Origin of the sequence: Streptomyces afghaniensis, assembly GCF_044327915.1 — a bacterium.
Taxonomy (GTDB): Bacteria; Actinomycetota; Actinomycetes; order Streptomycetales; family Streptomycetaceae; genus Streptomyces; species Streptomyces afghaniensis.
In genome coordinates, this window is the sequence record NZ_JBIRGJ010000005.1 from 481,730 (window position 1) to 494,508 (window position 12,779).

Here is a 12,779-nt window from a genome sequence, read left to right on the forward strand (position 1 = left end):
TCAGCGGGGGTCCGGGGCGTCCGCCGCCCGCGCGCCGGGCGGGACGATCTCGCCCTGGACCACCCGCGGCGCGGGGGCCGTCCCGGCCGCCTCGTCCTTCGCGGCACGGGCCTCGGCCTTGAGGATGCGGGCCGACTTGCCGGCCGACCGGGCCAGTTCGGGCAGCTTCCTGGCCCCGATCACGGCTATGACGACGATGAGGATGATCGCGAGCTCGCTCAGTCCGAACATGGTGTCCTGTCCTTTCTCGCCCGGGCCGGGCACGGCGCGAGCGTATCGGGCGGGGAACCCGGTGTGATCCCCGCCTCGGTAGCTGCGACCGCCGGATGCCGGAGCAGATGTGGCAGCATGCCGCGGTCGAGCAGGGCCTGCCGCCAGGCGAGCCGGGCGTGCTCCACGCGCTCGGCACGCCGGCCCAGTGCCGAGCAGAGCAGCGCACTCAGGGCGATGAGGCCGGTCACGGCCGCGACGAGCGCCATCGTCCAGCCGGCCGCGACGAGCGAGCCGGGCAACGGGCCCGGCGCGTCCGCGACCTGCAACAAGCAGCCGAGCAGCAGCAGGGCCCCGGCGGACGCCCCCGCCACGAGCGGCGTGAGGACCGCGAGGGCGGGCAGCAGACTGCCGGCGGCGAGCGGGCGCCGCGCGTCCCGCCGGGCGGCCGTCCGTACGGCGAGGTAGGCGCGGTACGGCTCGCCGGCCGCCGCCGTGATGTCGTCGGCGTGCGCGAGCGCGTGGGCGCGCAGCTGCGCGGCGGTCCGGCCGGTCGGGTCGGCGCGCACGGCGCCATGGATGTCCGCGGTGCTCAGCGCCTGATCCAGTACCGCTTCGAAGTCCGCGCGGTCCTCGGGGTGGAGGCGGGGCGCATCGGCCACAAGGTCTCCTTGTCGGTTGCTGTGTCGGACGTCGGTACCGAACGCATTTAAATCTACAGCACTGTAGAAGTAGACGGGTCGGTCGTTGCGGATCTATACGATGTCCGCACGGGCACGGCAGGCGGCGAAGGGAGGCAGGGCGGTGACGGATCCCCGGCAGCGGCCCCGGCGGGGGCAGGGCGAGCTGGAGGCGCTGGTGCTGTCGGCACTGCGGGAGGCGGACGGTCCGGCGACGGCCGGCTGGGTGCAGGAGCGCCTCGGCGGCGACCTCGCGTACACGACGGTGATCACCATCCTGACCCGGCTGCTGGGCAAGGGCGCGGTCACCCGGGAGCGGGTGGGCCGGTCCTTCGCCTGGACGCCCGCCTCGGACCAAGCGGGCCTGGCGGCCCGGAAGATGCGCAAGGTGCTGGACGCCGAGAGCGACCGCGAGGCCGTGCTGGCCAGCTTCCTCACCGGCCTCGGCCCGGACGACGAACGGCTGCTGCGCGACTTGCTGGATCAGGCCCACGGCGAGGGGGAAGGCTGAAGCCTCATGGGGGTCTTCGTCTTTCTGCCACTGGTTCTCCCGCTCACGGCCTGGCCGGTCGCGCGCCTGGCCGAACAGCATCTGCACCCGCGCACCGCGACCCGGTTACTGACCGCGATGGCGGCGGTGCTGGCGCTGTGCAGCACGGTGTGCCTGGGACTGGTCATGGTGGTCGGCACCGCCCAACTGCCCGGCAACCCGCTGCCCGATGGCTGGTCGGACCCCGAGGTGCGGGCGGCGGTGCCGTACGACGAGGTCGTCGGAAAGGCGGCGATTCCCGCGCTGTGCGCGGTGGTCGTCGCCTGCGCCCGCACGCTGTGGCGGCACGCCCGCGTGCGCCGCCGGGCCCACCGCGCACTGTCCGGGCTGCCGGACACGGAGGTGGCCGTCCTGCCGGACGGCATCCCGTACGCGTATGCGCTGCCCGGTGGCCGCCGGGGCGGAGGTGCGCCGGCCGGGGGCGGTCGTGTGCCGCGGGACGGGCGCCATGGCAGTGGTGTGCTGCCGGGCCGTCGCGAGGACGGTGGTGTGCTGGGTGCCGGTCGCCGGGGCGGCGGGCGCCAGGACGGTGAAGGCCTGGGTGATGGCCGCCGGGGTGGTGGTGGTCCGCGCGGCGGTGCCGGGCGCCGCCGTGTCCGTCGTCGGCGTGGCGGGCGGGTCGTGGTGACCACCGCCCTGCTGGAGCGGCTCCGGCCGGCCGAGCGGCGGGCCCTGTTCGCCCACGAGCGGGCGCACCTCGCCGCCCGGCACGACCGCTTCCTGCTCGCCGTGCAGCTCGCGGCCCGGGCCAATCCGTTCCTGCGGCCGCTGCGCACGGCTGTGGCGTACACGGCCGAGCGGTGGGCGGACGAGGAAGCGGCCCGGGCGATCGGCAGCCGCCGCACGGTGGCCCGTGCCATCGGCACGGCCGCCCTCGTCTCCCGTGGCACTCCCGCGCCCACGCTCGCCGGACTCGCCGCTCCGGGCCCGGTGCCGCGCCGGGTGGCGGCCCTGCTCGGCCCGCCACCCGCCGTACGCACCTGGCCCCCGGTGTCCACCTCGGTCGGACTGGCGGCCTGGGGCGCGGCCGCGGGAACGGCCGTGTCGGCGATGTCCTCCGCGAACTCCGCCGTCACGATGGTGCTCATCCTGCACGCCGCGACACCTCTTTGAGGGCGCAGGGACTCAGCCCTCGTCTTCTTCCTCGCCCTCGAAGAAGTCCCCGACCTCGTCGATCACTTCGTCCGCGACCATGCCGCCGACGACCCCGGCCGCGAGTCCGGCCGCGCCCGCCGCGACGGCGGTCCCCACGCCGGGGCCCGAGCGGTGGCCGTCATGGTGGTGCCCGCCATGCCCACCGTGCCCGTGGCCGCCCGGGCCGAACGCGACGGGCGAGCCGTGGCCCATGGGCGAGCCGTAGCCCGCGGGGGAGCCGTACGAGGCCCGGTGCTCGACCAGTTGCCGGATCCAGCCCTCGACGGTCGCGGCCCAGTCCTGCTGCTCGCTCCCCTCGGGGGAGACCGTGAAACGGGTCAGCGCGTCGTGGCCCGGCGACAGGAAGCCGCCGCGCTTGTCCGCCTCCAGCACGACCTCCATACCGCCCGGGCTAGCCAGAAACGTCAGCTCGATCTCGTTGACCTGCTGTGCGTACCGCGGGGGCGGGACGAGTTCGATCTCCTGGTAGAAGGGCAGTTGCTGGCCGGTGCCGCCGATGCGGCCGTATTCGAGGTCGGCCGACTTGAAGCCGAACCCGAGCCTGCCGAGCGCTTCGAGCACGGCCTCCTGCACGGGCAGCGGTGTGACGTTCAGCTGGTCCAGGTCGCCCTTGTCCTTCGCGCCGGCCACCGACAACTCGGTGCGCACGCCCAGGACGACGCCCAGGCGCCGGCCGTGCAGCTCGGTGACCGGCGTCTCCCACGGCAGGGCCACGCTGAACGGCACACCGCGCTGCTCGCCCTCGGCGAGCCGGAAGCCGCCGCCGACGGTGAAGCGGCCGAAGGCGATGAAGCCCTCGCTCTCGCCGCCCTGGTGCTCGGCCTCGACCCGGGCCACCAGCTCCAGGGTGATGTGCTCGATGTCGAAGTCGGCTTTGCCGCCCACCAGTCGGACCTCACCGGTCAGCGTGCCGCCGGGCCGGACGGGAGCCGGGTCGAGGACCGTGTCGACCGTGGGGCCGCCCACGCCGAGCGCGCCGAGCAGTCGTTTGAACACCATGGTGGCGTTCACTCCGCACATGCGTGTACGTACGTTCTACAAGCATGTAGAAGTATAGGGGACGCGTGACGAACGTGATCTTGCACGTCGGTCGCGGAGGAGAACCGCTCACTCCTCCGCAACCGCGCCCGTCATCGTGCGATTCAGCCCACGACCCGGCCCAGCTCGATCCGGTCGATGTTCGGCGCCCAGGCGCTCACGTTGCCGAACGTCACCTTGTTCGTGCCCTTCGCCAGATCGACCGGGACGCCGACGGTCCAGTAGTCGTCCCAGCTCCAGGTGTTTTTGAAGGTGACCCTCACCGGGTCCGCGGACCCGACCGTGATGTCGGCCGTACGGGACATGATGTCCGTGTTGTAGGCGTGGCCGTTGTCCCGGCGGTCGTTGTGCGCGTAGTGCACGACCAGCAGATAGCGGCCGGACCGGGGCGCGTCCACCGTGAACTCGGCAGTGCTGGAGGGGCTGTTGCCCAGCCAGCCGATGTACGAGCCTGCCGACGCGTGCGGGGAGTCGACGAGCTTGGCCCCGCCGGCGAGCGTCGCCGAGGCACCCTCGTAGGTGAGGGTGCCGGCGGCCGAGCCGTCGCCGGAGACGTCGAGCGAGCGGACGGCGGAGTGGCCCGACGTCATCGCGATCCGGTTGTTGCCCGCGACCAGGTAGAGCCGCAGCGGGCGGCCGGGCGCCGCAGTGACCGTCTCCCCGTGCAGCGAGAGCTTCACGGCCGCCGAGGTCCGCGGCACCACCGTGTAGTAGCCGTCGCGCGGGGCGTAGACGTCGAACACCGCCTTGTCACCGGAGCGCAGGACCAGGGAGCCCGTGCCCACGCCGGCCGACGAGGTGTAGTCGTACGACGGCTTGCCGCTGATGTCCGCCAGCGTGGCCTCGTAGGAGGCTGAGGGCGCGCCCGTCCGGGTGGCCAGGTCGATCCGGTCCAGGGTGACCTCGGCGTCGCCCTTGGCCAGGGTCAGCTGGTGCGTGCCCGCCTTCAGTTGGACGCGGACGTCCTTCTTCGCGCGGTACGTCCAGTTCTCCGTGGAGGGGTAGGTGACCGTCACGGGGTCGCCGCCGTCGACCGACAGTTTCTGCGTGGCGGGGCCGCCGGACTGGTTGCCGTACAGGATCGCCAGGTCGTACGTGCCGTCCTTCGGCACCGTCACCGAGAAGGCGACCTTGCTGCCGGGCTGGTTGAGCGAGCCGACGTCCTTGGTGCCGGAGGCCGCGTAGCCGTTGGCGTTCTGGACCGTGCCCTGCGTGTAGACCTTGCCGTCGGTGATGGCGGCGTCCTCGGCCTCGTACGACGCGGACCACGGGACGGAGGCGGCGGACGGGGTGCCCGAGCCGCCGGGGATGAGGACGACCCGGTAGGCCGACATCTTGTGCAGGCCGCGCAGCGGGACGGTCACCGAACCGTCGTCCGCGACCTTCACCTTGGTGCGCGCGAGGACCCGCGGCGCCGCGTGCTGCCCCTCGTACCCGGACCAGGCGGCCTCGGCGACGGTCGCGGTGACCGTGCGGCCGAACACCGACCGGGGGACATTGCGCACCACCACGTCCGAGTCACCCGCGGAGCCGCCGAGCAGGACCTGCGCCTGGCGGCGGGAGGTGTCGAGGGAGGCCAGCCCCTGGAGGGTGTCGATGGTGTTGGGCTGCGGCGGCGTCACCTTCACGGTGTTCCCGGTCATGCCCGCGTACCAGCGGAACAGCCACCAGCCGCCGTTGGGGATGTTCGAGCGCACGACGTGGCCGCTGAGGTTGCCGGCCGCGTCCCAGTAGGCCATGTTCGCGTACACCTTGTTGCGCTCGAACATCGAGACCCACTGCACGAGCTGCCCGGGCACGGACAGGTCGCGGCGGTTGGCGTACTCGTCGATGTTGATCTTCAGCGGGGCGATGCCCGCCTCGCGCTCCAGCTTGCGGTAGTCGTCGTAGTGCGCCTGGAAGTCGCGCAGCGAGCCGGAGCCCAGCTCGTGCCAGGTCATCACCTGGGGCAGCACGTTCTCCCGCTTGGCGAACGCCAGGAAGTCCTTCAACAGGCGGGTGTGGTAGGCGGCTTCGTTGGGTCCGGCGATCCTCGCGTCCGGGTCGATCGCGCGGATCCGCTGGTACACCGTCTTCCAGTCCTTGAAGAACCGGTCGCGGTTCTTCTCGTACTGCGCCTGGTCGGCGACGTCGAGCTTGTACCAGATCTGGTCGGGCTCGTTGAACGGGATGTAGACGAAGCGATCGCTGTTCGGGTCGGCCGAGACCTCCTTGGCGATCTTGTCGACCTTGGGGAGGTAGTCGTCGATGCCGAGGTCCTCGTACGGCCACTTGGCGTAGATGTCCTGCATCATCACGTTGATCTCGCCGCCGCCGTTGCGGAAGAACGACTTGGAGACGGTGAGCGCGTCGCCGTTGGGGTGCTGCGCGCCGCCCTCCGGCTTCTGCGAGATGCTGGTGATCTTCAGCGGCTCCATCGCGGCGTCGCTGGGCACACCGTTGTCGCTGAGGCCGTACAGCGAGCCGTTGGCACCGAGCATCACCGGGCCCTCGGAGGCCTTGAGGTCGACGGTGAGGCGCTGCGGGTCGGCTGCCGCCGCCGCGTTGCCGGCTGCGGGGAGAGTGGCTGCCATGGCGGCTGCTCCAAGTAGTGCTGTCATCAAGGCGGTTCTGGTACGAGACCTCGTACCGGCTCTCGTGCGGGCGGGGGTGATCACGCTGCTGGACCTCCAGTCACTTCACGGCTCCACTGGTGATTCCGGACACGATCTTTCGCTGGCCGACGAGGAAGACGGCGACCATGGGCAGGCTCATCACCACGACGTACGCGAAGACGAGATGCCAGTTGTTGAGGTAGAGCTGGGCGCTGGCGACCTGGTAGAGGTTGAGCGGCAGGGTCGCCCGGTCTCCGCCGCCGAGGACGAAGAACGCGTAGAAGATGTCGCTCCAGGCGTAGAGCATCACCATGATCGTCGCGGTGGCGATCACCGGCCGGAGCAGCGGCAGGACGATCCGCCAGAAGATGCGGGACGGGCTCGCCCCGTCCATCCGGGCCGCCTCCTCCAGCTCCATGGGGATGGCACGGATGAAGCCGGTCATGAAGAAGATCGACGTCGACAGGTACATCCCGGTGTAGACGGCGATCATGCCGGGGCGGGTGCCCGCCAGCCCCAGTTGCCGCAGCTCCATCACGATGGTGATGACGGCGGGCGGCAGCAGCAGTCCGCTGATGCACAGCGCGTACGCCGCCGAGACCAGCTTCGACTTGCGTCGGGCGAAGACCCAGGCGGCGCCCGCGCCCAGGATCAGCACGAGGACCACGGAAGGCAGCACGACCAGCAGCGAGTTGAGGAAGCCGCGCAGCATCTCGCCCTGGCTGACGGCGTCCGCGTAGTTGCTCGCGGGCTGCCAGTGCCGGGGCAGGTCCAGGTTCGGCTTGATCGCCTCGGCCTGCGGTTTGGCCGAGGTGACGGCGACCAGCCACAGCGGCACGCCCACGGCCAGCGCGGCGAGCAGGACGACGAGGGACGGGCGGCCGTACCGCCACACCGCGGTCACAGCAGCTGCTCCCTTCGCCGGAGCCCCACGACCAGCGGGATCGCCACGGCGACCACCACCAGGAACAGGACGAGGCTCATCGCGGAGGCCTGCGCGTACAGGCCCTGCCCGAAGATCCGGAACATGTAGATGTTGAAGACCTCCGTGGAGGCCGCGGGGCCGCCGCCCGTCGTGGCCTGCACGATGTCGAAGGTGTTCATCGAACCGATCAGCGCGGTGGTGACGTTGAAGGTGACGGCCGGCGCGAGCATCGGCCAGCGCACCGACCAGAAGGTCCGCCAGGGCCCCGCGCCGTCGCACTTCGCGGCCTCGAGCATCTCGCCGGGGATGCCCTTGAGTCCGGCCAGATAGATCAGCATCGACAGGCCCATCCACTTCCACCCGTGGATGAGCGTGACGATCACCAGCGTCCAGGTCGTCGAGCCCAGCCACGGGATGTCCGTGCCCAGGACGGAGTTGACGGCCCCGTCCTGGTCGAGCAGCGCCTGGAAGACGTAACCGGTCGCCAGCGCCGAGATCAGCACCGGCAGGAAGAAGACGGCACGGAAGAAGCGGTTGAAGCGGCTGTCGTCCTCCAGCAGCAGCGCCAGCACGAGCCCGAAGCCGTTCTGGAACAGCGCCGCCAGCAGCGCGTACACCAGGGTCGTGCGGATCGCCCGCAGCAGCGAGCCGTCCTCGGCGATGGTCCTGAAGTTGTCCAGGCCCGTGAAGGCGATGTCCGCGTGGTACGAGGACCAGTTGGTGAACGGGTAGTAGAAGTTCAGCAGGTTCGGCACCAGGAAGAAGCCCGCGAAGACGACGATCGCGGGGAGCGCGAACCACCAGGGGTGGTGCACGGCGGCGCGAGGCAGCCGTCCCACGCCCTTCGGTGCGCCTTGTGCAGCCGGCTGCTTGCGCGTACGTACGACCGTGTCCGCCATGGTCAGAACCCGGGAGCGCCCTGGGCCTTGGCCACCTGCGCGAACTGGTCCTGGATCGCCTGCGCGACCTGCTGCGGGCTCTTCTTGCCGAAGATCATGTCGGCCAGGTAGAGGTGGGTGTCGGGAGCGACGATCGCCTTGGCCTGGAAGACGCCGATGGCCTTGGGCAGGGCCGCGACCTGGGCCTTGGACGTCTCGGGCAGGCCGTCGGGGGTGGGTACGGACGGCTGCACGGACGGGATCTTCATCGTCTTGATGTAGTCCGGGTAGTCCGGTCCGAGCCAGAAGGCGAGGAACTGCCGGGCCGCGTTCTGCCGCTTCTCGTCACCGGTCCTGAAGGCGACGACACCGTTGGTCTGGTCGGGGGAGTACAGGCCGGTGGCCGAGGAATTGGCGACCGGGAACCAGCCGATCTTCTTGTCGATCTCGGCGGTGGAGTACTTGGCCTGCAACTGGCTCTGGAAGGACGTGACGTTGAGGACCATGCCGGCCTCGCCCTTCCACAGCGCGTCGGCTTGCCCGGTGAAGGTGCCCGTCCGGTAGTTCTTCTGGGCGAGCCCGGCGTCGAGCAGCTTCTCCTTGTACTTCTTGATCGCGCCGACGACGACCGGGTCGGTCCACTTCTTCTTGCCGGCGTTCAGATCGGCCCACCACTGCCGGTCGAGGTCGGTGAGCTGGACCTGCATCTGCCACTGCAGCGGCCACTTGTCGCCGCCGGCCTCGTAGAAGGCGGCCGCGTCCGTCTTGTCGACGACCTTGTGCCCGAGGGCGAGCAGTTGGTCGTAGGACTTCGGGAAGTCCTTCTCGCTCAGCCCGGCCTGCTTGAAGACGTCCTTGTTGTAGTAGACGCCGAGCATGGCGGGGCTGGTCACGATCGCCGCGTACCGCTTGCCGTCGATCATGCCGAGGGACTTCTCGGTGTCGCCGAGCTTGGACTCCCACGGCTCACCGTCGAGGGTGAGCAGGTTCTGCTTCGGCTGGACGAACGGCAGCGTGGAGATGGACGGCTGCCAGAACATCAGGTCGGGGCGGTCGCCGGAGGCCAGCTTCGTCGGCACGTTCTGCTCGTAGAGGTCCGGGATCGCCTGGGTGTCGACCTCCGCTCCGGTGGCCTTCTCGAAGGCGTCGATGACCTGCTTGGGCGCGTTCACCGTGTTCTGCGCGGTCCACATGGTCAGCTTCACGCCGTCCAGCCGGGCGGTCGGATTCACCGCCGTCCGCTTGGCGTCCGAACCGTCCGAACCGGAGTCCCCGGCGGTGGGGTCGCTGCACGCGGTGGCGGCCAGGCCGGCGGCGCATATCAGCGCCAGGGCGGGGAGAGCTCTTCTCTTCATCTCGTGCCTTTCGGAGCAGGCGGTTCGGTTCACAAAGCGGGACTCACAACTGCTGGGCTCGTGCGGGCTGTTCAGGCATCGGCGGTTCAGGCCTCGGCGGGCGGTGGTCCCGAGCTCTCCCGCACCACCAGTTCCGGTACGGACACGGGGTGCGGGGCGACCGGCGCCGACTCCTCCAGCACGCCGTGCAGCAGGGCGAACGCGGACCGCCCGAGGCCGGTGAAGTCCAGGCGTACGGTCGTCAGGGACGGGGTGAGGAAGGCGGAGTGCGGCGCGTCGTCGAAACCGGCCACGCTGACGTCGCCCGGCACCGAGCGGCCGGACTCGTGCAGGGCGCGCAGCACGCCGAGCGCGAGGTCGTCGTTGCCGCACAGGATCGCCGTGACGGACTCGTCCCGCGCCAGCTTCAGCCCGGCGTCGTGACCGCCCGCCGGCCCCCAACTGCTCTGCACGGCACGGGGTTCCGGTGCACCGGCCTCCTTCAGGGCCTGCCGCCAGCCGCTGGTGCGGGCGCTGGTGCGGCGGGTGCTGGACGGGATGGCCACGTAGTGCACGGTCTCGTGGCCGAGCGAGAGCAGATGGCGGGTCGCCTGGTAGGCGGCCTCGCGGTCGTCGGCCCACACCCACGGGCGGTCGCCGCCGGGCGGGGTCGCCGGGGTCTCGACCACGCCCACCACCGGCAGCCCGGCGGGCACGGCTCCCAGCGCCCGGACGCCGGCCGGATCGTATGCGATCACGATGATCCCGCCGCCGGCGTCTGCCGCGCGCTGCACCTCGGCGGCGACGGCCGCGTCCTCGGCGGATTCCAGGACCCCGATCCCGACCGCGTACGACGCCGCGCGGGCGGCCTCCTCGATGCCCTGGAGGATCGAGGCGTAGCCGTAGTGCGTGGTGTTCGCGGTGAGCACGGTCACGGCCCGGCTGCGCCCGCTGGCCAGGGCGAGGGCGGTCGCGTTGCGGCGGAAGCCCAGCTCGTCGATGGCTGCGAGCACCCGCTCCCGGGTGGACGGCCGGACGCTGGGATGGCCATTGATCACCCGCGAGACCGTCTGGTACGAGACCCCCGCGGCGGTCGCGACGTCCCTGATGCTCGCCGGGCGCCTTGTGTGACCGGTCACATTCATGCGAGGATTGTGACCGGTCACACTTGGGTCGTCAAGAGACCGTAACGAGGGATTCACGCGGACCTCCGCTCCCCGAGGACGGGGCGGGGTCAGGAGGGGGAGCACCTTGACCGGCACGGCGGATGCGGCGCACATGGCCTCCAACCAGCGGCAGGACGAGTTCACTTGGGGACATCAGGCCCTGCGGGCCGGGTTCGCCGTCACCGCCGACGGGACCCTGCGGCTGATCCGCCTGGCCCACCCCGAAGACGACCGCCCCGCCGCCCCGCGCTCCGCGCTCCCGCTCGTGGAGCTCACCGCCCTCGGCCACGGCAGCGGCTGGTCCGGCCCCCGTTTCACCGGCACGGCCTTCGGCGCCCGGCTCGCCTACCGGACCCACCGCACGGAAAGACGCGACGGCTGGGAGTGGCTGACCGTCGAACTCCACGACCCGGACACCGGGTTGACGGCGTCGGTCGAACTCACCTCACCCACCGGCGTGCCGGTCCTCCGCTCCCGAGTCCGCCTCCGCAACGAGGGCAGTGCGCCCCTGGTCGTCCAGTCCGTCAGCAGCCTCCTGCTCGGCGGCCTGCCCGCGCCGGACACCCTCGACGTCCACCGGGCCCGCAACGACTGGCTCGCCGAGTGCCGTTGGTACGCCGAGCCGCTGCGCGCCGCCGTCGCCGACATCCACGTCGACGTCCACCAGCACGACAGCCGGGCCGCCCTCGCCCTCACCGGGCGCGGCAGCTGGCCCACCGACGGCCATCTGGCCATGGGGGCGCTGACGGAGCGGGACGGCGGCCGGGCCTGGGCCTGGCAGGTCGAGTCCCCCGCCGGCTGGCGCTGGGACCTGGGCGAACACGCACACGGCACCTACCTGGCGCTGAACGGCCCCACCGACGCGGAACACCAGTGGCGGGTGCGGCTCGCCCCGGGTGAGGAGTTCACCACCGTGTACGGGGCCCTGGCCTTCGGCACCGGCCTCGACGCGGCGATCGGCGCCCTGACCTCCTACCGCCGGGCGGTCCGCCGCCCGCACCCGGACCACACCGCCCTCCCCGTCGTCTTCAACGACTACATGAACACCCTGATGGGCGACCCGACCACGGCCAAGCTCCTGCCGCTGATCGACGCCGCCGCGGACGCCGGCGCCGAGTACTTCTGCATCGACTCGGGCTGGTACGACGACGACACCCGGGGCTGGTGGGACAGTGTCGGCGCCTGGCAGCCCTCGCCGCGCCGCTTCCCCGACGGCGGCATCCAGGCCGTCCTGGACCGCATCCGGGAGCGCGGGATGGTGCCCGGGCTGTGGCTGGAGCCGGAGGTCGTCGGGGTGCGCAGCCCCGTCGCGGACGAACTGCCCGACGAGGCGTTCTTCCAGCGCGACGGTGTGCGCCTGGCCGAACAGGGCCGTCATCAGCTCGACCTGCGGCACCCGGCCGCCCGCGCCCACCTCGACAAGACCGTGGACCGCATCGTCGGCGACTGGGGCGTGGGGTACCTCAAGCTGGACTACAACATCGTGGTCGACCCCGGCACCCAGGCACCCGGCGACCTGGCTCCGGGAGCCGGGCTGCTGGGCCATGCCCACGCCTATCTGGACTGGCTGTCGGGCGTGCTGGACCGCCACCCCGGACTCGTCGTGGAGAACTGCGCCTCGGGCGGCATGCGCATGGACGGCGCCACCCTGGCCGTCTGCCAGCTCCAGTCCACCAGCGACCAGCAGGACCCCCTGCGCTACCCGCCCATCGCCGCCGCCGCGCCCACCGCCGTCCCGCCCGAACAGGGCGCCGTCTGGGCCTATCCGCAGCCCGGCTTCGACGACGACCTGATCACCACGACCCTCGGCGGGGCGCTGCTCGGCCGCATCCACCTCTCGGGCCACCTCGACCGCATGTCGGAACACCAGCTGACCCTCGTGCGGGATGCCGTCACGGTCTACAAGTCGATCCGCGGGGACCTCGCGCGGGCCCTGCCCTTCTGGCCGCTCGGTCTGCCCGGCTGGACGGACGAGTGGCTCGCCCTGGGGCTGGGAGTCCCCGGGGACCGCACGGCGTACCTGTCGGTGTGGCGGCGCGGAGGACCGGCCGAGCTCCGCATCCCCGTCCGCCACCTGACGGGCCGGACCGTCCGCGCGGACGTCCTGCACCCGTCCTCCGCGGAGGCGGGCGGGGCCGTCTGGGACGGGGACGGGCTGACGGTGTCCGTGCCGCGCACGCCCGGTGCGCTGCTGATCCGGCTCACACAGGACGGGTAGACGGGACGCCGGGCGGTCGGCGCTGCGTGGT

11 protein-coding genes are annotated in these 12,779 nt (G+C 71.6%); 3 read left to right on the forward strand and 8 right to left on the reverse strand.

The features are described 5' to 3' along the window. A complete protein-coding gene (locus ACH4G3_RS20865; protein ID WP_397625896.1) occupies positions 1-231 on the reverse strand; it encodes a twin-arginine translocase TatA/TatE family subunit in 231 nt (76 codons plus the stop codon). Further along, complete coding sequence (locus ACH4G3_RS20870; protein ID WP_397625897.1) at positions 219-872, reverse strand: hypothetical protein; 654 nt, start codon at positions 870-872, stop codon at positions 219-221. Before ACH4G3_RS20870 ends, ACH4G3_RS20865 begins: the two co-directional genes overlap by 13 nt. Positions 873-1,014: 142 nt before the next feature. On the opposite strand from ACH4G3_RS20870, the gene ACH4G3_RS20875 reads away from it, so the two are divergent. Then, positions 1,015-1,401 (forward strand): BlaI/MecI/CopY family transcriptional regulator, encoded by a 387-nt coding sequence (locus ACH4G3_RS20875; protein ID WP_397618842.1) that lies wholly within the window; start codon positions 1,015-1,017, stop codon positions 1,399-1,401. A gap of 6 nt (positions 1,402-1,407) precedes the next feature. Then, positions 1,408-2,553 (forward strand): M56 family metallopeptidase, encoded by a 1,146-nt coding sequence (locus tag ACH4G3_RS20880; protein WP_397625898.1) that lies wholly within the window; start codon positions 1,408-1,410, stop codon positions 2,551-2,553. A 12-nt stretch (positions 2,554-2,565) separates the two neighbouring features. Here the strand turns inward: ACH4G3_RS20880 and ACH4G3_RS20885 are convergent, their stop codons facing one another. The 6 genes from ACH4G3_RS20885 to ACH4G3_RS20910 form a co-directional block, all read right to left on the reverse strand. Further along, a complete protein-coding gene (locus ACH4G3_RS20885) occupies positions 2,566-3,594 on the reverse strand; it encodes a sporulation protein (protein ID WP_397625899.1) in 1,029 nt (342 codons plus the stop codon). Between the two features lie 143 nt (positions 3,595-3,737). After that, positions 3,738-6,206, reverse strand: coding sequence for a CBM35 domain-containing protein (locus tag ACH4G3_RS20890; RefSeq protein ID WP_397625900.1), 2,469 nt, complete (start codon positions 6,204-6,206; stop codon positions 3,738-3,740). 100 nt (positions 6,207-6,306) lie between these two features. Beyond that, positions 6,307-7,131 (reverse strand): carbohydrate ABC transporter permease, encoded by an 825-nt coding sequence (locus tag ACH4G3_RS20895; protein WP_397625901.1) that lies wholly within the window; start codon positions 7,129-7,131, stop codon positions 6,307-6,309. Continuing rightward, complete coding sequence (locus ACH4G3_RS20900; RefSeq protein WP_243381606.1) at positions 7,128-8,051, reverse strand: carbohydrate ABC transporter permease; 924 nt, start codon at positions 8,049-8,051, stop codon at positions 7,128-7,130. Before ACH4G3_RS20900 ends, ACH4G3_RS20895 begins: the two co-directional genes overlap by 4 nt. Before the next feature lie 2 nt (positions 8,052-8,053). Next, the gene (locus ACH4G3_RS20905) at positions 8,054-9,385 is read right to left on the reverse strand and encodes an ABC transporter substrate-binding protein (RefSeq protein ID WP_397625902.1); all 1,332 of its coding nucleotides are present in this window, start codon (positions 9,383-9,385) and stop codon (positions 8,054-8,056) included. An 86-nt stretch (positions 9,386-9,471) separates the two neighbouring features. Beyond that, positions 9,472-10,509, reverse strand: a complete 1,038-nt coding sequence (locus ACH4G3_RS20910) for a LacI family DNA-binding transcriptional regulator (protein WP_397625903.1) — start codon at positions 10,507-10,509, stop codon at positions 9,472-9,474. Positions 10,510-10,642: 133 nt separating this feature from the next. On the opposite strand from ACH4G3_RS20910, the gene ACH4G3_RS20915 reads away from it, so the two are divergent. Continuing rightward, positions 10,643-12,748, forward strand: coding sequence for an alpha-galactosidase (locus ACH4G3_RS20915; RefSeq protein ID WP_397626175.1), 2,106 nt, complete (start codon positions 10,643-10,645; stop codon positions 12,746-12,748). Positions 12,749-12,779 lie beyond the last annotated feature (31 nt).

Bases quoted from the DNA above. Each gene is read 5' to 3' on its own strand.
- ACH4G3_RS20885 (WP_397625899.1), bottom strand. From the start codon at position 3,594: ATGGTGTTCAAACGACTGCTCGGCGCGCTCGGCGTGGGCGGCCCCACG.
- ACH4G3_RS20905 (WP_397625902.1), bottom strand. From the start codon at position 9,385: ATGAAGAGAAGAGCTCTCCCCGCCCTGGCGCTGATATGCGCCGCCGGC.
- ACH4G3_RS20880 (WP_397625898.1), top strand. From the start codon at position 1,408: ATGGGGGTCTTCGTCTTTCTGCCACTGGTTCTCCCGCTCACGGCCTGG.
- ACH4G3_RS20900 (WP_243381606.1), bottom strand. From the start codon at position 8,051: ATGGCGGACACGGTCGTACGTACGCGCAAGCAGCCGGCTGCACAAGGC.
- ACH4G3_RS20910 (WP_397625903.1), bottom strand. From the start codon at position 10,509: ATGAATGTGACCGGTCACACAAGGCGCCCGGCGAGCATCAGGGACGTC.
- ACH4G3_RS20915 (WP_397626175.1), top strand. From the start codon at position 10,643: ATGGCCTCCAACCAGCGGCAGGACGAGTTCACTTGGGGACATCAGGCC.
- ACH4G3_RS20865 (WP_397625896.1), bottom strand. From the start codon at position 231: ATGTTCGGACTGAGCGAGCTCGCGATCATCCTCATCGTCGTCATAGCC.
- ACH4G3_RS20890 (WP_397625900.1), bottom strand. From the start codon at position 6,206: ATGGCAGCCACTCTCCCCGCAGCCGGCAACGCGGCGGCGGCAGCCGAC.